The following is a 19,089-nucleotide window of genomic DNA, read 5'->3' as shown; positions in this document are numbered from 1 at the left end:
GCCCTCAGTCATCGACGGCTTCCAACAGATAACCCAGGCCGCGGAAGGTGACGATGCGCACGCCGCTGCCCTCGAGTTTCTTGCGCAGGCGATGCACGTAGATCTCCATGGCATCGCTGCTGGCCTCCTCGTCCAGGCCGAATACCTGGGCAGCCAGCTGTTCCTTGCTCATCACCCGCCCCGGCCGGGCGATCATCGCCCCCAGCACCGCCTGCTCGCGGGAGGTCAGGCTAAGGGGCTCGCCGCGCAGGCTGAAGCGCCGGGTGCCCAGGTCATAGAGCAACGCGCCACAACGCTGCTGCTGCTCGCCGCCGAGCAGGCTGCGCCGCAGCAGGGCCTTGACCCGCGCCTCCAGTTCGCTCAGCTCGAAGGGCTTGGCCAGGTAATCGTCGGCGCCGAGGTTGAGCCCGTGCACCCGGTCACTGACCTCGCCGCGGGCGGTCAGCATCAGCACCGGCAGGGTCTTGCCACGGTCGCGCAGGCGGGCTAGCACCGCGAAGCCGTCCAGCCGCGGCAAGCCGATGTCGAGGATCGCCAGGGCGTAGTCCTCGCTGCTCAGGGCCAGGTCGGCGGCGACCCCATCGTGCAGCACGTCCACCGTCCAGCCGGCCCCTTTCAAGGCCTGAGCCACGCTCGCCGCCAGTTGCGGATGGTCTTCGACCAGCAGGATTCGCACCCTCACCTCCAGCGCCAATGCTCGTTCAGGTGCGCAGTGTAGCGCCGCGCTCGGCGCTGTGAATCGTCCAAGTGCGCGGCATCAAGCGACATGGGAAAACTTTCTGCGATGAAAGCTTGGCGAAAGCTTGCCCGCCTAGCATCGACTGCAGGTGGCTCGACCCACCGACCAGAACGGCTCGCGCAGTGGTGCACGACCGTGACAAAAACAACAACTGGAGACCACAGGATGCTATTCGCATCGACCAAGGCCATTGCGCCTGTCCATCTGCTCAGCCTCGCCATAGCCGCAACCCTGCTCAGCCCTGCTGCTCGGGCCGACTTCATCGCTGACAGTTCTGCCAGCCTGAAGACCACCAACATCTACCTGAACCGTGACTATCGCGAAGGCGATGGCCAGAACAAGCGCGAGGAGTGGGGCCAGAGCTTCTGGCTCAACCTACAGTCCGGTTACACCGAAGGCCCAGTCGGCTTCGGCCTCGACGCCCAGGGCCTGCTGGGCATCAAACTGGACTCCAGCGCCGACCGCACCAGAACCGGCCTACTGCCAAAGCACGACGACGGCAAGGCACCGGACGAATTTGGTCGGCTGGGGCTGACCGCCAAGGTCAAGGTCTCCGCCACCGAGCTGCGCTACGGTTCGCACAGCCCCGTCCTGCCGGTGGTAGTGGCCAACGACAGCCGCTTGCTGCCACAGGTATTCGAGGGTGGTCTGCTGACTTCCTCCGAAGTGGAGGGCCTGACCTTCACCGGCGGGCGCCTGGACAAGGCCATCGACCGCGCCTCGACCGACGCCGAGGAGCTGCAGCTCGAAAGCAAGAATGGACGCTACGCCGGGGTGAGCGCCGACCACCTCGACTTGCTCGGTCTCGACTACCAGTTCAACCAGAACCTAAAAGGCCGCTACTTCCATGCCGAGCTCGAGGACGTCTACCGGCAGAACTTCTTCAACCTGCTGGCCAGCTACCCCCTGGCCGGCGGCACCCTGGCCGCCGACCTGCGCCTGATGCTCAGCGACGACAGCGGCGCGGCCAAGGCCGGCGAGGTCGACAACCGCGCGCTGAACGGCGTGCTCAGCTACGCCCACAGCGGCCACAAGCTGAGCCTGGCCTATCAGGACATGAGCGGCGACACCGGCTATGCCTACATCGCCGGCAGCGACCCCTACCTGGTCAACGACTCCGCCAACGACTACGCCAACCCTGACGAAAAATCCTGGTCGGTACGCTACGACTACGACTTCACCGCCCTGGGCGTTCCCGGCCTGACGGCCTTCGCTCGCTATATCAAGGGCAGCGACGCGCAAATCATCGGCAGCAACGAGCGTGGCGGCGAAAGGGAGAGCAACTTCGAGGTCAAGTACGTGGTGCAAAGCGGCCCGGTCAAGAATCTCTTCGTGCGCCTGCGCAACGCAAACTTCCGCTCCGACTTCGCCCGCGACTCGGACGAATACCGAGTAGTCATCGGCTACACCCTGCCGATTCTCTGATCCACAATAACAATCGAGAGGACTCCACCATGAAAACTGCCTTCACCCGCCTCGCCCTGGCCACCGCCTGCCTGACCTTCGCCGGCCAGCTGCTGGCCGGCGAGCCCAAGCGCCCCGAGTGCATCGCCCCGGCCAAGCCCGGCGGCGGCTTCGACCTGACCTGCAAGCTGGCCCAGAGCGGCCTGAAGGACGGCGGTCTGCTCAAGGCACCGATGCGTGTCACCTACATGCCCGGCGGCGTCGGCGCGGTGGCCTACAACGCGGTGGTGGCCCAGCGCGCCGACGACCCGGGCACCATAGTGGCCTTCTCCAGCGGCTCGCTGCTCAACCTGGCCCAGGGCAAGTTCGGCCGCTACGACGAGCACGCCGTGCGCTGGCTGGCCGCGGTCGGCACCGACTACGGCGCCATCACCGTGCGCGCCGACTCGCCCTACCAGAGCCTGGACGACCTGGTCGACGCCCTGAAGAAGGACCCGTCGAGCATCGTCTTCGGCGCCGGCGCGACCATCGGCGGCCAGGACTGGATGCAGACCGCGCTGATCGCCCGCGCCGCCGGCATCGACCCGAAGAACCTGCGCTACGTGGCCTTCGAGGGCGGCGGCGAGACCCTCACCGCCATGCTCGGCGGCCATGTCCAGGTGACCAGCAGCGGCCTGGGCGAGGTCACCCCGCAGCTGGCGGCGAACAAGGTGCGCATCCTCGCGGTGCTGGCCGACGAGCGTCTGCCCGGCAAACTGGCCGACATCCCCACCGCCAAGGAGCAGGGCTACGACATCAGCTGGCCGGTGATCCGCGGCTTCTACGTCGGCCCCGAGGTCAGCGACGAGCAGTACGGCTGGTGGAAGCAGCAGTTCGACCGCCTGCTGGCCAGCGAGGACTTCGCCCAACTGCGCGAGCAGCGTGACCTGCTGCCGCTGGCCCTGACCGGCGAGGAGCTGAACGCCTTCGTGCTCAAGCAGGTCGAGGAGTACAAGGCCCTGGCCGGCGAGTTCGGCCTGGTGCAGTAACGCGTCCACCACTTCGTAGGATGGGTCGGGCCGCGTAGGTTAGCCGCGCGGCGGTGCAACCCATGCGGTAGCGGCCCAGGGCGGCATATGCCCGCTCTCGGACCAGCTGCATAGGTATCGCTGCGCTCGACCTGCGCGGCCGCCCCATCCTACAGTTCTCAGGTATCCCGCTATGTACGTCCGTCTATTTGCCGCGACCTGGCTGCTGCTGTGCGCCGGACTCGCCGTTCTCGCCTGGGGCTTCCAGGCGCCCTTCGCCTACGACCCGGTCGGCCCGCGGGCCTACCCCCTGCTGCTGCTCGGCCTGATGGCCGCCGGCAGCCTGTGGCTGCTGTTCAAGCCCGGCGCCACGCAGCTCCAGCTGCACCTGCCCAGCGTCAAACGCACGCTGCTGTGCGTGCTGGCCCTGCTGGCCTATGCCCTGCTGTTCGAGGTCCTGGGCTTCGTCCTCAGCACCGCCCTGGCGACCTTCGCCCTGGGCCTGCTGTTCACCGGCCGCCTGCTGCCCTGCGCCCTCAGCGGCGTGCTCATGGGCGTGCTGCTGTATGGCCTGTTCGACCTGTTGCTGGACGTGCCGCTGCCGCTCGGCGTGTTCGACGTTTTCGTGGAGAGCTGAGATGGAAACCCTACAATTTCTGAGCCAGGGCTTCGACGTCGCCACCCGCCCGGACAACCTGCTGGTGGCGCTGTTCGGCGCCTTCGTCGGCACCGTGGTCGGCCTGCTGCCGGGCCTCGGCCCGATCAACGGGGTGGCCCTGCTGCTGCCCCTGGCCTTCGCCTTCGGCCTGCCGCCGGAGACCGCGCTGATCCTGCTGGCCGCGGTGTACCTGGGCTGCGAGTACGGCGGCCGCATCTCCGCCATCCTGCTCAACGTGCCGGGGGACGCCGCGGCGGTGATGACCACCCTCGACGGCTACCCGCTGGCGCGCCAGGGCAAGGCCGGCATCGCCCTGTCGCTGTCGGCGGTCAGCTCCTTCGTCGGCAGCATCGTCGCCACCTGCGGCGTGGTGCTGTTCGCCCCGCTGCTGGCGAAGTGGGCGGTGGCCTTCGGCCCGGCGGAATACTTCGTGCTGATGATCTTCGCCATCGCCTGCCTGGGCGGCATGGTCGGCGACAAGCCGGTCAAGACCCTGATGGCGGCGCTGATCGGCCTGGCCCTGGCCACGGTCGGCGTCGACTCCACCACCGGGGTGTACCGCTTCACCTTCGGCAGCGTCAGCCTGTCCGACGGCATCCAGTTCATCATCGTGGTGATCGGCTTCTTCAGCGTCAGCGAGATCCTGGTGATGCTGGAGAACACCCACGCCGGGCAGAAGGCGGTGAAGACCAGCGGCCGCCTGCTGTTCAACCTCAAGGAGTTCTGCGCCACCTTCTGGACCATGCTGCGCAGCGCCCTGGCCGGCTTCGTCATCGGCACCCTGCCCGGCGCCGGCGCGACCATCGCCAGCGCCATGACCTACATGACCGAGAAGCGCCTGGCCGGCAGCGGCGGCAAGTTCGGCGAGGGCGACCTGCGCGGCCTGGCCGCCCCGGAGGCGGCCAACAACGCCTCGGCCTGCGGCTCGCTGATCCCCATGCTGACCCTCGGCGTACCGGGCTCGGGCACCACCGCGGTGATGATCGGCGCCCTGGCGCTGTACAACATCACCCCAGGGCCGATGCTGTTCGAGCAGCAGCCGGACGTGGTCTGGGGCCTGATCGCCTCGCTGTTCATCGGCAACGTCATCCTGCTGGTGATGAACATCCCGCTGATCGGCCTGTTCTCGCGCATGCTCAGCGTGCCCAACTGGATTCTGGTGCCGGGCATCACGGTGATCAGCATGGTCGGCGTGTACGCGGTGCACAGCACCACCTTCGACTTGCTGCTGATGATCGGCCTCGGGGTGTTCGGCTATCTCCTGCGCAAGCTGGACTTCCCGCTGTCGGCGGTGATCCTCGGCTTCGTCCTCGGCGAGCTGATGGAGGACAACCTGCGCCGCGCCCTGTCGATCTCCGCAGGCGACTTGAGCATCCTCTGGTCCAGCCCGATCACCCTGTGCCTGTGGGCGCTGGCCGCGCTGATGCTGGCCATGCCAGGCCTGCGCTGGATGCGCGGACGCACCCGGGCGCGCCTGGCCAATGCCTGATCTGGCCGCCTCGCCGCCCGGCTGGCGCCGCTGGTGGGCCACGCCCCTGGTCGGCCTGGCCGGCGGCACCCTGGCCAGCCTGATCGGCTGGCCGCTGCCGTGGATCATCGGCTCGCTGCTGGCGGTGATCGCCGCCCGCTGCGGTGGCTGGCTGATCGGCGAACTGCCGGGCGGCCGGCAGACCGGCCAATGGCTGGTCGCCAGCGGCATCGGCCTGCATTTCACCGGCGCGGTGATGACGCAACTGCTCGGCCACTTCGCCCTGATCCTCGCCGGCGCGGTCGGCACCCTGCTGCTCAGCCTGATCGGCATCGCCCTGCTGCGCCGCGCCGGTCTCGACCGCGCCACGGCGTTCTTCGCCAGCATGCCCGGCGGTGCCAGCGAGATGGTCAACCTGGCCCAGCGCCACGACGCGCAGATCGCCCGGGTCGCCGCGGCGCACAGCCTGCGTCTGTTGCTGGTGGTGCTGCTGGTGCCGGCGCTGTTCGCCTGGAGCCTGCCGCCTGGCGCGCCAGTGGCCCCCGCCGCGGTGAACTGGGCCTGGCTGGCCGTGCTGCTGCCGGCTGGCGCCGTGCTGGCCCTGTTGTGGAAAAAGCTGCGCCAGCCCAATCCCTGGATGCTCGGTCCGCTGACGGCATGCGCCCTGGCCAGCGTCGCCTTCGACCTGCAACTGGGCCTGCCACCCGGCCTCGGCCAGGCCGGCCAATGGCTGATCGGCTGCGCCCTGGGCTGCCACTTCGACCGAGCCTTCTTTCGCAACGCGCCGGGCTTTCTCGCCCGCATCCTGCTGTTCACCCTGCTGGCCATGCTCGGCGCCGCCCTGCTGGCCAGCGGCCTGGGCTGGCTGGCCGGGCAGAACGGCAGCTCGCTGATGCTGGGCATGATGCCCGGTGGCATCACCGAGCTGTGCCTGACCGCCGACGCCCTGCAGCTGTCGGTGGCGCTGGTCACCGCGTTGCAGGTGCTGCGGCTGTTTCTGGTGATGTTCCTGGCCGAACCGCTGTTCCGCCTGTGGCAACGCAGCCGAGGGCTGCCGGCGCGAGATCGTGACCACGCTTAGCCCGCCTCGTGCGGGCTCTTTTTTTGGACGCCGACGCCCCTCATAACTCGGGCAGCCGCCAGTCGATCGGCGCCAGACCGTGCTGTTCGAGGAACTTGTTGGTGCGGCCGAAGTGGCCGTTGCCGAGGAAGCCGCGGTGGGCGGACAGCGGCGAGGGGTGCGGCGAGCGCAGGACCAGGTGCCGGGTCGGGTCGATCAGGCGCTGCTTGCTCTGGGCATGGGCGCCCCACAGCAGGAACACCAGGTGCTCGCACTGCTGGCTGACGGTCTCGATCACCTTGTCGGTGAAGGCATGCCAGCCCTTGCCGGCGTGGGAGCCGGCGATGCCGCGCTCGACGGTGAGCGAGGTGTTGAGCAGCAACACGCCCTGCTCGGCCCAGTGCTGCAGGCAGCCGTGACCCGGGATGTCGATGTTCAGGTCGCGCTTGAGTTCCTTGTAGATGTTCAGCAAGGAGGGCGGCGTCGGCACCCCCGGCTGCACCGAGAAGCACAGGCCATGGGCCTGGCCCGGGCCGTGGTAGGGGTCCTGGCCGATGATCACCACCCTGACCTGGGCCAGCGGCGTGGAGTTCAGCGCGTTGAAGATCAGCGGCCCCGGCGGGTAGATCTCCTTGCCGGCGGCCTTCTCCTGGCGCAGGAAGTCGCCGAGGCTCTTCATGTAAGGTTTGTCGAATTCCTCGCGCAGGGCCTGTTTCCAGCCGGCTTCGAGCTTGATGTTGTCGACAGCGGTCATGCCTGATTCCTGGACTCGCGGGCAAAGGGAGACGGCACGCTAGAGAAGCCCCCGGCGCAAGTCAAGGCAGGGCCTCAGCCCTGGTGCAGCGCCCGGTAGTGGCTGGGCGCCATGCCCACCACCTTGCGGAACAGCCGCGAGAAGTAATAGACGTCCTCGTAACCCAGCTGCTCGGCGACCTGGCGGATGCCCTGCTCGCCCTCGTCGAGCAGGCGGCAGGCGTGGGCCATCTTCAGCTGGATGAAATCCTGGATGGGCGCATGGCCGGTCAGGGCGCGGTAGGTCTTGGCGAAGTGGAAGCGCGACAGCTTGAACTGCGCCGCCAGCTCGTCGAGGTTGAGCGAGCCGTGCAGGTGGGCGCGCATCACCGCCTGCACCGCGTCGACGTCCAGCACCCGCCCGGACTTGAGCTGGGCCCGCGCCGGCAGCACCGCCAGGGAAGCCAGCAGCGCCTGCAACTGGTGCGCCGCGTAGATGAAGTGCGGCAGGCTCAGGCCCTGCTTGCGCAGGCCCAACAGCGCATCGAACTCGGCCAACAGGCGCGGCTGCACGCCGATACGCCACAGCGGCCCCTTGCCCAGGGGGCGCAGGAAGTCCACCGCCAGCTCGCCGTCGAAGTGCACGAAGTACAGCGTCCAGGGTTTGCCGGCATCGGCGCCATAGGCATGGGCCTGGCCCTTGGGCAGCAGCAGCAGGTCGCCCCCTGCGACCGCCATTCGTCCATCCGCGGTCTCCAGCCAGCCCTGGCCGGCGCGGCAGTAGATCAGCAGGTGATCGCTCGGCGCCGGCCGGCTCATGCGGTGCCCCAGGGCCTCCGGGTAGAAACCCAGGGCCAGCGGGTAGCAGCCCTGGGCCAGGGGATGACGGGCCAGCAATCGGCGCAGGCGCGGCGGGGTGATGAAACGCACGCCATCGGCCGGCAACGGCCAGTTCGAGGTGTCGACCCGAGGGCTCGTGCTGTTTTTATCCATCGCCATGGCTGCCCTCCCCCTTAGGCTCGACAAACGCTCTGCGCATCTGGGTATCGATCGCCCACGGCACAGATCCAATCCCAAGATAGTCCATCCAATGACCAAGATCGTCAATCCACAAGCGCGGCTCCGGCGGCTATAACAGTTAAGGAACGACACCCGGCTCCCCAACGCAGCCGCCATCAGGAGAGAGCAATGGCCAAGGCAATTCCGCAGTTGATCGAAGGACAGTGGCGCGAAAGCCGCGCCCGCGAGTTCATCGAAGTCACCGACCCGGCGACCCAGGAGGTGCTGGCCCTGGCGCCCAAGGCCACCGCCGAGGAGATCGAGGCCGCCGTGGCCAGCGCCAAGGCCGCCTTCCTGACCTGGCGCGAGGTGCCGGTGCCGGAGCGCGCGCGTCTGATGCTGCGCTACCAGCACCTGCTCAAGGAGCACCACGACGAGCTGGCCGAAATCCTCGCCGGGGAAACCGGCAAGACCCTGGCCGACGCCAAGGGCGACGTCTGGCGCGGCATCGAGGTGGTCGAGCAGGCGGCCAATATCGCCAGCCTGATGATGGGCGAGACCGCCGAGAACGTGGCCCGCGATATCGACACCGCCAGCTGGATCCAGCCCCTGGGCGTGTGCACCGGGATCACCCCGTTCAACTTCCCGGCGATGATCCCGCTGTGGATGTTTCCCCTGGCCATCGCCGCCGGCAACACCTTCATCCTCAAGCCGTCGGAACAGGACCCGCTGACCCCGAACAGGCTGGCGGAGCTGTTCATCGAGGCCGGCGCCCCCGCGGGCGTGCTGCAGGTGCTGCACGGCGGCCGCGAGGTGGTCGACAGCCTGCTCACCCACCCGGACATCCGCGCCATCTCCTTCGTCGGCTCGGTGCCGGTGGGTCAGCACATCTACCGCACCGGCACCGCCCACCTCAAGCGCGTGCAGGCCTTCGCCGGGGCGAAGAACCACATGGTGATCCTGCCCGACGCCAACAAGGATCAGGTACTCAGCAACCTGGTCGGCGCCAGTTGCGGCGCCGCCGGCCAGCGCTGCATGGCCATCAGCGTGGCGGTGTTCGTCGGCGAGTCGAAGCAGTGGATCGACGAGCTGGGCGCGCAGATGGCCGAACTGCGCCCCGGCCCCTGGACCGATCCCCATGCCGCCTTCGGCCCGCTGATCAGCCAGCAGGCCAGGCAGCGCGTGCTGCGCCTGATCGCCGAGGGCAAGGCCGAGGGCGCCGAGTGCCTGCTGGACGGCTCGCACTGCACGGTGGAAGGCTACCCCAACGGCAACTGGCTGGGCCCCACCCTGTTCCGCGGCGTAACCGCCAAGATGGGCCTGTACCGCGAGGAGATCTTCGGCCCGGTGCTGGTGTGCATGGAGGTCGACACCCTGGACGAGGCCATCGCCCTGGTCAACGCCAGCCCCTACGGCAACGGCACCTCGATCTTCACCCGCTCCGGCGGCGCCGCGCGGCATTACCAGCACGCGGTGGAGGTCGGCCAGGTGGGCATCAACGTGGCGATTCCGGTGCCGCTGCCGTTCTTCTCCTTCACCGGCTGGAAGGGCTCGTTCTACGGCGACCTGCACGCCTACGGCAAGCAGGGCGTGCGTTTCTACACCGAGACCAAGACGGTCACCACCCGCTGGTTCGACGAGTCGCCGGTCACGGGACCGAACATGACCATCCACCTGAAATGATGCGCGCCGGGCCGGCCAGCCGCCGGCCTGGTTCGAGCCTCTGCGCCACCGAATCTCACAAGGATCCGCAATGGACTTCGAACTCAGCGATGAACAACGCCTGCTGGTCGACAGCGCCCGCGCCTTCGCCCGTCACGAGCTGGCCCCCCATGCCGGCGACTGGGACCGCGAGCACCACTTCCCGGTCGAGGTGATCAAGCGCGCCGGCGAGCAGGGCTACCTGGCCCTGTACCTCGGCGAGGAGGATGGCGGCCTGGGCCTGTCGCGCCTGTCCGCCGCGCTGATCTTCGAGCAGCTGGCGGCCGGCTGCGTGGCCACCACTGCCTACATGACCATCCACAACATGGCCATCTGGATGCTCGCCAGCTTCGCCGACGCCGAGCTCAAGGCCCGCTGGCTGCCGCGCCTGGTCAGCGGCGAGCTGCTCGCCTCCTACTGCCTGACCGAGCCGGACGCCGGCTCCGACGCGGCCCGCCTGGCCACTCGCGCGCGCCGCGAAGGCGAACACTACGTGCTGGACGGCAGCAAGTGCTTCATCTCCGGCGCCGGCAGCACCGATGTGCTGATCGTCATGGCGCGCACCGGCCAGGAAGGGGCCAAGGGCATCTCCTGCTTCCTGGTGCCGGCCGACGCCGAGGGCGTGAAGTACGGCCGCAACGAGCTGAAGATGGGCTGGTGCGCCCAGCCGACCCGCTCGATCAGCTTCGAAGGCGTGCGCATCCCCGCCGGCAACCGCATCGGCCCCGAGGGCCAGGGCTTCGTCTATGCCATGAAGGGCCTGGACGGCGGCCGCCTCAACATCGCCAGCTGCTCCCTGGGTGCGGCCCAGGCGGCGCTGGAGCAGGCGCTGCGCTATGTCGAGGAGCGCAAGCAGTTCGGCAAGCCCCTCAGCGAATTCCAGGCCCTGCAGTTCAAGCTGGCCGACATGCTCACCGCGCTCACCGCCAGCCGGCAGATGGTGCGCCTGGCCGCGCACAAGCTGGATAACCGCCATGGCGAGGCCAGCCTGTACTGCGCCATGGCCAAGCGCTTCGCCACCGACCAGTGCTTCGCCCTGTGCAACGAGGCCCTGCAATTGCACGGCGGCTATGGTTACCTGAACGACTACCCGCTGGAGCGCTGGGTACGCGACAGCCGCGTGCACCAGATACTCGAGGGGACCAACGAGATCATGCGGGTGATCATCGCCCGCCGCCTGCTCGAGCAGGGCGGCATGCTCGATCGCCTGCTCTAGCCCCATACCGACACGAGGAAACCCATGACCACCGCCCTGGAACCCTACAGCCCCGGCCTGTTCGACCTGACCCACAAGATCACCGTGGAGAAGCACGGCCACACGGCGCTGATCACCCTCAACCACCCGCCGGCCAACACCTGGGACCGCGACTCGCTGATCGGCCTCAAGCAGCTGATCGAGCACCTCAACCGCGACGACGACATCTATGCCCTGGTGGTGACCGGCCAGGGCGGCAAGTTTTTCAGCGCCGGCGCCGACCTCAATCTGTTCGCCGACGGCGACAAGGCCCGCGCCCGCGAGATGGCCCGGCGCTTCGGCGAGGCCTTCGAGGCGCTGCGCGACTTCCGCGGCGTATCGATCGCCGCGATCAACGGCTACGCCATGGGCGGCGGCCTGGAATGCGCCCTGGCCTGCGACCTGCGCATCGCCGAGCGCCAGGCGCAGATGGCCCTGCCGGAGGCCACGGTGGGCCTGCTGCCCTGCGCCGGCGGCACCCAGGCACTGCCCTGGCTGGTCGGCGAGGGCTGGGCCAAGCGCATGATCCTCTGCGGCGAGCGCATCGATGCCGAGACCGCGCTGCGCATCGGCCTGGTCGAGCAGCTGGTCGACAGCGGCGAGGCGCGCAACCATGCCCTGCTGCTGGCGGCCAAGGTGGCGCGGCAGAGCCCGGTGGCGGTGCGCACCATCAAACCGTTGATCCAGGGCGCCCGCGAACGCAATCCGAACCAGTGGCTACCGGAGGAGCGTGAGCGCTTCGTCGACCTGTTCGACGCCGACGACACCCGCGAGGGGGTCAATGCCTTCCTGGAGAAGCGCGAGCCACAGTGGCGCAACAAGTAACCCTGGGAGCGGCAGACGACGGCCGCCCGACGAGAACGACCATGAACGTGAGTTTCGAGTTACATAACAGCCTGCACGGCTACCAGGTCGGCATCGCCAGCCTGGATGCGCAGAAGAGCCTCAATGCCCTGACCCTGCCGATGATCGAAGCCCTGGACGCCCAGCTCGCGGCCTGGGCCGAGGACCCCAGGATCGCCTGCGTGCTGCTGCGCGGCAACGGCCCCAAGGCCTTCTGTGCCGGCGGCGATGTGGTCCAGCTGGTCCAGCAGTGCCGCGCCCACCCCGGCGAGGTGCCGCCCCTGGCGCGGCGCTTCTTCGCCGACGAATACCGTCTCGACCACCGCATCCACCGCTATCCCAAGCCGCTGATCTGCTGGGCCCACGGCCATGTGCTGGGCGGTGGCATGGGCCTGATGCAGGGCGCCAGCCTGCGCATCGTCACCCCGTCCAGCCGCCTGGGCATGCCGGAGATCCATATCGGCCTGTACCCGGATGTCGGCGGCAGCTGGTTCCTCGCCCGCCTGCCCGGCCGGCTCGGCCTGTTCCTCGGCCTGACCGCCAGCGGCATCAACGCCCGCGACGCCCTGGACCTGGACCTGGCCGACCGTTTCCTGCTCGACAACCAGCAGGATGCGCTGATCGAGGGCCTGGTCCAGCTCAACTGGCAGGAGCAGCCGCAACTGCAGCTGCACAGCCTGCTCAAGGCCCTGGAGCACGAGGCCCGCGGCGAGCTGCCGGAAGCCCAGTGGCTGCCGCGCCGCGAGCGTATCGACCAACTGCTCGACCACCCCGACCTGCCGGCCGCCTGGCACGCCCTGGCCGCCCTGCAGGACGATGGCGACCCGTTGCTGGCCCGCGCCGCCAAGACCCTGGCCAGCGGCTGCCCGCTGACCGCCCACCTGGTCTGGCAGCAAATCGCCCGGGCCCGGCGCATGTCCCTGGAGCAGGTGTTCCAGATGGAGTACGCCATGAGCCTGAACTGCTGCCGCCACCCGGACTTCCCCGAAGGCGTGCGCGCCCGCCTGATCGACAAGGACCAGCCCCCCCACTGGCACTGGGCGGATGTCGCGAGCATCCCCGAGGAGGTGATTGCGGCGCACTTCGTCGACGTCTGGGAAGGCCCACACCCCCTGGCCGATCTCTAGGCACGCTCATCCGGCGGCACAGCTACCCATCCACAAGGAGAACGACAATGACCCAGATCGCCTTTATCGGCCTCGGCCACATGGGCCTGCCCATGGCCCGCAACCTGCTCAAGGCCGGCTTCGGCCTGCGGGTCTTCGACCTGGTGCCGGCCGCCGTCGAGGAGCTGGAAAAGGAAGGCGCCCAGGCGGCCCGCAGCGCCGCCGATGCGGTACGGGGCATGGAGGTGGTGATCAGCATGCTGCCGGCCAGCCGCCACGTGGAGGGCCTGTACCTGGGCGACAATGGTCTGCTCGCGGCCCTTGAACCCGGCACCCTGGTGCTGGAGTGCTCGACCATCGCCCCGGAGTCCGCGCGCAGGGTGCACCAGGCCGCCGCCGAGCGCGGCCTGCAGATGCTCGATGCGCCGGTCTCCGGCGGCACCGCCGGGGCGGCGGCGGGCACCCTGACCTTCATGGTCGGCGGCGAGGCCGCGGTGCTGGAGAAGGCCCAGCCGATCTTCCAGGCCATGGGCAAGAATATCTTCCACGCCGGCCCCGACGGCGCCGGCCAGGTGGCCAAGGTGTGCAACAACCAGGTGCTGGCGGTGCAGATGATCGCCACCGCCGAGGCCATGGCCCTGGGCGTGGCCAACGGCCTCGACCCGGCGGTGCTGGCCGAGATCATGCGCCAGAGCTCGGGTGGCAACTGGACCCTGGAGAAGTACAACCCCTGGCCCGGGGTGATGGAGAACGCCCCGGCCTCCAAGGGCTACTCCGGCGGTTTCATGGCCGAGCTGATGGCCAAGGACCTGGGCCTGGCCCAGGAGGCGGCCCAGGTGACCGGCAGCAGCACGCCCATGGGCGCCCTGGCGCTGCAGCTCTACCGCCTGCTGCTCAAGCAGGGCAAGGGCCAGCGGGACTTCTCGGTGGTGCAGCAGCTGTTCGTCGAGTAGCCGCGGGACAGAAAAAGCCGCAGATCACTGCGGCTTTTTCATTAGTTCACAATCCCATCAGCGCTCGCGCAGCGCCTCGGCCCGGGCGCGGATGATCGGCTTGAGCAGGTAGCTGAGGATGCTCTTCTCGCCGGTGATGATGTCCACCGAGGCGACCATCCCGGGAATGATCAGCAGTGGCTGCTGTTCGCTACCCAGGTGGCTCTTCTCCGTGCGTAGCTGGATCACGTAGAAGCTGTTGCCTTCATCGTCGGTGACGGTGTCGGCGCCGATCTGCACCAGTTCGGCCTTGAGCCCGCCGTAGATGGTGTAGTCGTAAGCGGTGAACTTGACCATGGCCTCCTGGCCCGGATGCAAGAAGGCGATGTCCTGGGGCCGGATACGCGCCTCGACCAGCAGCTTGTCGTCCAGCGGCACGATCTCCACCAGATCGCTGCCCGGCTGGATCACCCCGCCTATGGTGTTGACCAGCAGCTGCTTGACGATGCCGCGCACCGGCGAGGTGACCAGGGTACGGTTGACCCGGTCCTCCAGGGCCTTGCCGGTGGACTGGATCTTGCTCAGCTCGGTGCGCGCCTCGTTCAACTCGGTCAGGGCGTCGCTGCGAAAACGCCCGCGGGTCTCGTCGATCTTGCGCTCGACCTCCTTGATCGCCGCCTCCGCCCGGGGGATCGCCAGGGTCGTGGCCTCCAGCTGGCCACGGCTCTCCACCTCGGCGCGCTTGAGGCGCAACACCTCGACTTGGGAGATCGCGCCCTCGGCCACCAGCGGCTCGGACATGCGGATTTCCTGGCGCAGCAGGTTGAGGCTGTTGCGGAACTGCCCCTGCTTGGAGACGAACTCACGCAACTCCTGGCGGCGCTGCACCAGTTGCTCCTCCAGGCCGGCGATCTCGTCCAGCAGCTGCTGGCGACGGCTGTTGAACAGCTGTTCCTCGTTCTCGGCCAGGCGCGGCGCCTTCTCGCGCACCTCCTCGGCCACCTCCAGCTCGCGCCCCTGCACCTCGGCACTGAGCCGCTCCACGCGCAGCAGCAAGGCCAGGCGATCGGCCTCAGTCTCCCCGACATTGGAGGCGAAGCGCGTATCGTCCAGGCGCAGCAGCGGATCACCGACGTTCACCACCTGCCCTTCGCGCACGAACAGCTCGGCGACAATGCCGCCCTCGAGGTTCTGGATCTTCTGCAGCCGCGAGGAGGGAATCGCCTTGCCATCGCCCCGCGTGACCTCGTCGACCACGGCGAAATGAGCCCACAGCAGGCAGAACGCAACGAAGGCGATCAACCCCCAGATGGTCAGTCGCACCACCTTGGGCGCATCCTCGATCAACGCCTTGCTGACCTCCGGCAAGGGTTCGTCGCCCACTCCGGTGTGGCTGCCGAAGTAGGAAGACATCGCCCCGGACGACTGACTCGCGGATTGTTTAGCTGACACTGATTTGTCCCTTCTTCAGCGCTTCCATCACGCTGCCCTTGGGCCCGTCGGCGATGATCTGCCCACGGTCGACGATCACCAGACGATCGACCAGGCTGAGCAGCGAGGCGCGGTGCGTTACCAGCAGCAAGGTCTTGTTGCCGATCACCCCGGCCAGGCGCTGCTTGAGACGCTCCTCGCCGGTGTTGTCCATGGCGCTGGTCGGCTCATCGAACAGCAGTATCTGCGGATCGAGCAGCAAAGCGCGGGCCAGGGCGACATTCTGCCGCTGACCGCCGGACAGGTTCTGCCCGCGCTCGCCGACCTGCAGCTCGTAGCCTTTCGGGTGCAGCCGGGCGAATTCGTGGACCCCGGCCAGCTCGGCGGCCTGCAGCACCAACTCGTCCTCGACGTAGCGCGCCCCGGCCACCAGGTTGTCGCGCAGGGTGCCGGAAAACAGCTGGATGTCCTGGGGCACGTAGCCGATGTTGTGGCGCAGGTCGCTGACATCCAGCTGGCGCACATCGGTGCCATCGACCAGCAGGCTGCCGCCATCGGGTTGATAGAGGCCGACGATCAGCTTGGCCAGGGAGCTCTTGCCCGAGCCGCTACGACCGATGATGCCGATCTTCTCGCCGGGACGGACCACCAGGTTGATGTTATGCAGTGCAGCCTGCTGCTGATCCGGATAATGGAAGTCCAACTGACGGAACTCCACGGCCCCCTGCAGCGCCTGGCGCTTGAGGGGACGCTCTTCTTCCTGACGCTCCTGCGGCAGGTCCATCATCTGGTTGACCGAGTCGAGCGTCACCCGTGCCTGCTGATAGCGAGTGAGCAGGCCGGACAACTGGGTCAAGGGCCCCAGCGCACGGCCACTGAGCATGTAGCAGGCGATCAGCCCCCCCATGCTCAGGTTGCCCTCGATGATCTGGTAGACGCCCAGCACGATGATCACCACGCCTGCCAGCTGCTGCAGCAGCAGGGTCGAGTTCATCGCCAGGCTCGACAGCATGCGGGCTCGCAACTCCAGGCGACTGAGCGCACCGATGGTCTGCTCCCACAGGTACTGGCGCTCGCTCTCGGCATTGTTGACCTTGACCGCGTCCAGACCGGACAGGCTCTCGATCAGGCTGGACTGGCGCTCGGCGGCCAGCGCCATGGTGCGCTCCATGGTTTGCGCCAGGGGCCGCTGCAGCACCCAACCGATGAGGGCCACCAAGGGAAACGCCAGCAACGGAATCCACACCAGGTGACCGCCGATCATCGCGATGACCGCCAGGATCAGCAGGGTAAAGGGCAGGTCGATCACACTGGCCAGGGTCAGCGAGGCGAGGAAGTCGCGCAGGCTCTGAAACTCATGAATATTCTGGGCGAAGCTGCCGACCCGTGCCGGACGGTACTTCATGGCCATGCCGACGATGCGCTCGAACAGCGTCGCCGAGATGATCAGGTCGGTCTTCTTGCCCGCCAGGTCCAGGCACAGGCCACGCAGGGTCTTGAGCAACAGGTCGAACAGAAAGGCACCGGAGATGCCGATAGCCAGCACCCAGAGCGTCGCCACGGCCTGGTTGGGTACCACCCGGTCGTAGACGTTCATCACGAACAGGGGGGTCGCCAGGCCGATCAGGTTGATCAACAGGCTGGCGGCGACGGCATCCAGATAGAGCCAGCGTGAGCGTTTGAGGGTGTCGCGAAACCAGGAGCCGGCCCGGGGAATGAGCTGCTCGCGATTGAAGTCGAACTTGTGTTGCGGCTGGGCGAAAAACACCTGGCCACTGTAGTCCTCGGCCAATATCTCGGCATTCACCCGCACCTCGCCGCCCTCGCTCTCGCTCGGCATGATGCGCGCCTGGCCCTGCTCGTCCCAGCCGAGCAGCAACGCACTACGTCCCTCGCGGAGCAGGAGCAGGGCCGGCATGGCCAGCGCCGGAATCTGCCGCAAGCCACGACGCAACCAGCGCCCCTGCAGACCGGCCCGTGCCGCCGCACGCGGCAACAAGTCGACCGTCAGGCGCTGCTCCGGCAGTGGCAGGCCGGCGGTGAGCATGGCCCGACTGACCGACTTCTGATGAAAACTGCAAAGCGACAACAGGCTGTCAAGCAACGGGTCATCGTAGCGATCCCGCGGATCGCTACGGGTCTGGGCCTGGCTGAGGTCTACTGCCACTAAGCTTCACTCTTTCAAGGGGTATTACGCTCAATTGAGGGAGGGCAACGCCACCTTGGCCTTGACCACATCCAGCGGCGCAGCCGCCATCGGCGCCACCACGCCCTGGCTCTTGAGCAGGGAGCCCATGGTGGCCTTGATCCGGTATTGAGTAAACAGTTCGATGAAGCGCACGTCCTCCAGTCGACGCGAGGCGGTGAACAGCTCGTTCTCGCTGTCGAGCAGGTCAAGCAGGCTGCGCTCGCCCAGGGTGAACTGCTTCTGGTAGGACTCGCGGACGCGACTGCTGTGATCGACATACTGCTGGGCGATCGGCAGCTGCTGACGGGCATTGTCCAGGGCGTTCCAGGCCAGGCCTAGCTCCTCGATCAGTACCCGCAGGGCATTGTTGCGGATATCCATGGCCTGATTGATCTGGTGCGCCTTGGACTGCAGGTCGGCCTTGTTGCTGCCGCCGGCGAACAGGTTGTAGCGCATGCGCAGCATCGCCTGCCATTCATTGCTGTGGCCCGAAGTGCCATCTATGTTGTTGTCCGCCCCCCTCGACAGCTCGGCGTCGAAGCGCGGATAGAAGGCCGACTTGGCCGCCTCGTACTGCTGCTCGCTGGCCTGCACGTCGGCCTCGGCAGAACTGAGGAAGGGGTTGTTCACCAACATCTCCTCGCGCGCCGCCTGCAGACTTTCCGGCAAGCCACCTGGCAACCCCTGCGGCAGGCTCAGCTCACTGGCCCTGCGACCGACCACGCTGAAGTAGTTGACCTGGGCATCGGCCAGATTGGTCTGCTCGGTGATCAGGTTGTTGCGTGCCTGAGCCAGGCGGGCCTCGGCCTGATCCAGATCCGCCATACGCCCCACCCCGCTCTGGCTGCGCAGCGAGATTTGATCGTAGATACGCTCGTGGCTGCGCAGGTTGTCCTCGGCCAGGCGCACCAGGTTCTGACGCTTGAGCACTTCCAAGTAAACTTGTGCCACATCCAGCGCGGTGCGCTCGGAGGTACCCAGCACCTCATAGGCGCGCGCATTGACGGTGGCGCGCTGACGGCCGACCTCGCTACTGGTGGCGAAGCCGTCGAAGAGCATCTGCTGTAGCCGCAGGGTCGACTCGCCACGGGTCAGAGTCTCAGTATTGTGGGTAGTGCCACGGGTACCCGGGCTGTCCGTGTACTCACGACCGTATCCGGCGAGCAGATCGACCTGCGGCAAATAGCCGCCCCTGGCCGCCTTCATCTGCTCCTCCACGGACAGGCGTGCATTGATACCCGCCTGGATCTCCGGATGCACATCGAGCGCGCTCTGCATCGCTTCGCTGAGGGTTTGCCCCTGAGCCGACAAGGACACCGCAAGAGACAGGGAAATAGGGAAAAGGGCTGATAAACGCATAAGCAGTAGGATTCCTTTCAGGCAGAGTTTGGCTGCATCCAAAGAGTGAGAGGCTAATTCACCGCCCGGCACGCTCACGCGCAAAGCAGCCCACAGCCACCGATGGCATGATGCGCATCACACAAACAGAGAAACCGATATCAAAGTGACATTAGCGACCGAGATTGTTTATGATCGCGACTACACGGTCAATAGTCTGACATGGCGCCGCCCATAAAAACAGAAAAA

Annotated in this window: 16 protein-coding genes; 10 read left to right on the top strand and 6 right to left on the bottom strand. The window is 67.4% G+C overall.

Annotation, left to right across the window (positions count from 1 at the left end):
- Positions 1-4: 4 nt before the first annotated feature.
- The gene (locus SBP02_RS05815; protein WP_318645449.1) at positions 5-676 is read right to left on the bottom strand and encodes a response regulator; all 672 of its coding nucleotides are present in this window, start codon (positions 674-676) and stop codon (positions 5-7) included.
- A gap of 228 nt (positions 677-904) precedes the next feature.
- Here SBP02_RS05815 and SBP02_RS05810 point away from each other — a divergent pair, with 228 nt between their 5' ends.
- The 5 genes from SBP02_RS05810 to SBP02_RS05790 all read left to right on the top strand — a co-directional run bounded on the left by SBP02_RS05810 (position 905) and on the right by SBP02_RS05790 (position 6,357).
- Positions 905-2,164 (top strand): OprD family porin, encoded by a 1,260-nt coding sequence (locus SBP02_RS05810; RefSeq protein ID WP_318645448.1) that lies wholly within the window; start codon positions 905-907, stop codon positions 2,162-2,164.
- Positions 2,165-2,193: 29 nt separating this feature from the next.
- A complete protein-coding gene (locus SBP02_RS05805) occupies positions 2,194-3,171 on the top strand; it encodes a Bug family tripartite tricarboxylate transporter substrate binding protein (protein ID WP_318645447.1) in 978 nt (325 codons plus the stop codon).
- 172 nt (positions 3,172-3,343) lie between these two features.
- Complete coding sequence (locus SBP02_RS05800) at positions 3,344-3,787, top strand: tripartite tricarboxylate transporter TctB family protein (RefSeq protein WP_318645446.1); 444 nt, start codon at positions 3,344-3,346, stop codon at positions 3,785-3,787.
- 1 nt (position 3,788) lies between these two features.
- The gene (locus SBP02_RS05795; protein WP_318645445.1) at positions 3,789-5,297 is read left to right on the top strand and encodes a tripartite tricarboxylate transporter permease; all 1,509 of its coding nucleotides are present in this window, start codon (positions 3,789-3,791) and stop codon (positions 5,295-5,297) included.
- Entirely contained in the window at positions 5,290-6,357 is a 1,068-nt protein-coding gene (locus SBP02_RS05790; RefSeq protein ID WP_318645444.1) for an AbrB family transcriptional regulator, read from the top strand. Before SBP02_RS05795 ends, SBP02_RS05790 begins: the two co-directional genes overlap by 8 nt.
- Before the next feature lie 40 nt (positions 6,358-6,397).
- Here SBP02_RS05790 and ung read toward each other — a convergent pair whose 3' ends face one another.
- Complete coding sequence (ung, locus tag SBP02_RS05785; protein WP_318645443.1) at positions 6,398-7,090, bottom strand: uracil-DNA glycosylase; 693 nt, start codon at positions 7,088-7,090, stop codon at positions 6,398-6,400.
- A 74-nt stretch (positions 7,091-7,164) separates the two neighbouring features.
- Entirely contained in the window at positions 7,165-8,067 is a 903-nt protein-coding gene (locus tag SBP02_RS05780) for an AraC family transcriptional regulator (RefSeq protein WP_318645442.1), read from the bottom strand.
- A 189-nt stretch (positions 8,068-8,256) separates the two neighbouring features.
- Between SBP02_RS05780 and SBP02_RS05775 the strand changes: the two genes are divergently transcribed.
- The 5 genes from SBP02_RS05775 (at position 8,257) to mmsB (ending at position 13,904) form a co-directional block, all read left to right on the top strand.
- Positions 8,257-9,750: a CoA-acylating methylmalonate-semialdehyde dehydrogenase gene (locus tag SBP02_RS05775; protein ID WP_318645441.1), complete on the top strand. Its 1,494-nt coding sequence runs from the start codon at positions 8,257-8,259 to the stop codon at positions 9,748-9,750.
- Between the two features lie 70 nt (positions 9,751-9,820).
- Entirely contained in the window at positions 9,821-10,984 is a 1,164-nt protein-coding gene (locus tag SBP02_RS05770) for an acyl-CoA dehydrogenase family protein (RefSeq protein ID WP_318645440.1), read from the top strand.
- Positions 10,985-11,008: 24 nt separating this feature from the next.
- Positions 11,009-11,827 carry an enoyl-CoA hydratase gene (locus SBP02_RS05765; protein ID WP_318645439.1) on the top strand — a complete coding sequence of 273 codons (819 nt, stop codon included), beginning with the start codon at positions 11,009-11,011 and terminating at the stop codon, positions 11,825-11,827.
- Between the two features lie 41 nt (positions 11,828-11,868).
- A complete protein-coding gene (locus tag SBP02_RS05760; protein WP_318645438.1) occupies positions 11,869-12,972 on the top strand; it encodes an enoyl-CoA hydratase/isomerase family protein in 1,104 nt (367 codons plus the stop codon).
- Positions 12,973-13,019: 47 nt separating this feature from the next.
- A complete protein-coding gene (mmsB, locus tag SBP02_RS05755) occupies positions 13,020-13,904 on the top strand; it encodes a 3-hydroxyisobutyrate dehydrogenase (protein ID WP_318645437.1) in 885 nt (294 codons plus the stop codon).
- A gap of 57 nt (positions 13,905-13,961) precedes the next feature.
- Here the strand turns inward: mmsB and SBP02_RS05750 are convergent, their stop codons facing one another.
- The 3 genes from SBP02_RS05750 to SBP02_RS05740 are packed head-to-tail and all read right to left on the bottom strand — an operon-like array spanning position 13,962 to position 18,861.
- Positions 13,962-15,296, bottom strand: coding sequence for an HlyD family type I secretion periplasmic adaptor subunit (locus SBP02_RS05750; protein ID WP_318645436.1), 1,335 nt, complete (start codon positions 15,294-15,296; stop codon positions 13,962-13,964).
- 28 nt (positions 15,297-15,324) lie between these two features.
- Positions 15,325-17,481 (bottom strand): type I secretion system permease/ATPase, encoded by a 2,157-nt coding sequence (locus tag SBP02_RS05745; RefSeq protein ID WP_318645435.1) that lies wholly within the window; start codon positions 17,479-17,481, stop codon positions 15,325-15,327.
- A 30-nt stretch (positions 17,482-17,511) separates the two neighbouring features.
- Complete coding sequence (locus tag SBP02_RS05740; protein ID WP_318645434.1) at positions 17,512-18,861, bottom strand: TolC family outer membrane protein; 1,350 nt, start codon at positions 18,859-18,861, stop codon at positions 17,512-17,514.
- Positions 18,862-19,089 lie beyond the last annotated feature (228 nt).

The sequence above is a fragment of the Pseudomonas benzenivorans genome (assembly GCF_033547155.1).
Taxonomy (GTDB): domain Bacteria; phylum Pseudomonadota; class Gammaproteobacteria; order Pseudomonadales; family Pseudomonadaceae; genus Aquipseudomonas; species Aquipseudomonas benzenivorans_B.
The sequence above is the reverse complement of the archived record's forward strand: the minus strand, read 5'-3'. Positions and strand labels throughout refer to the sequence as shown.

Bases quoted from the DNA above. Each gene is read 5' to 3' on its own strand.
- SBP02_RS05790 (WP_318645444.1), top strand. From the start codon at position 5,290: ATGCCTGATCTGGCCGCCTCGCCGCCCGGCTGGCGCCGCTGGTGGGCC.
- SBP02_RS05740 (WP_318645434.1), bottom strand. From the start codon at position 18,861: ATGCGTTTATCAGCCCTTTTCCCTATTTCCCTGTCTCTTGCGGTGTCC.
- SBP02_RS05805 (WP_318645447.1), top strand. From the start codon at position 2,194: ATGAAAACTGCCTTCACCCGCCTCGCCCTGGCCACCGCCTGCCTGACC.
- SBP02_RS05800 (WP_318645446.1), top strand. From the start codon at position 3,344: ATGTACGTCCGTCTATTTGCCGCGACCTGGCTGCTGCTGTGCGCCGGA.
- ung (WP_318645443.1), bottom strand. From the start codon at position 7,090: ATGACCGCTGTCGACAACATCAAGCTCGAAGCCGGCTGGAAACAGGCC.
- SBP02_RS05795 (WP_318645445.1), top strand. From the start codon at position 3,789: ATGGAAACCCTACAATTTCTGAGCCAGGGCTTCGACGTCGCCACCCGC.
- SBP02_RS05775 (WP_318645441.1), top strand. From the start codon at position 8,257: ATGGCCAAGGCAATTCCGCAGTTGATCGAAGGACAGTGGCGCGAAAGC.
- SBP02_RS05760 (WP_318645438.1), top strand. From the start codon at position 11,869: ATGAACGTGAGTTTCGAGTTACATAACAGCCTGCACGGCTACCAGGTC.
- SBP02_RS05750 (WP_318645436.1), bottom strand. From the start codon at position 15,296: ATGTCTTCCTACTTCGGCAGCCACACCGGAGTGGGCGACGAACCCTTG.
- SBP02_RS05780 (WP_318645442.1), bottom strand. From the start codon at position 8,067: ATGGCGATGGATAAAAACAGCACGAGCCCTCGGGTCGACACCTCGAAC.
- SBP02_RS05810 (WP_318645448.1), top strand. From the start codon at position 905: ATGCTATTCGCATCGACCAAGGCCATTGCGCCTGTCCATCTGCTCAGC.
- mmsB (WP_318645437.1), top strand. From the start codon at position 13,020: ATGACCCAGATCGCCTTTATCGGCCTCGGCCACATGGGCCTGCCCATG.
- SBP02_RS05770 (WP_318645440.1), top strand. From the start codon at position 9,821: ATGGACTTCGAACTCAGCGATGAACAACGCCTGCTGGTCGACAGCGCC.
- SBP02_RS05765 (WP_318645439.1), top strand. From the start codon at position 11,009: ATGACCACCGCCCTGGAACCCTACAGCCCCGGCCTGTTCGACCTGACC.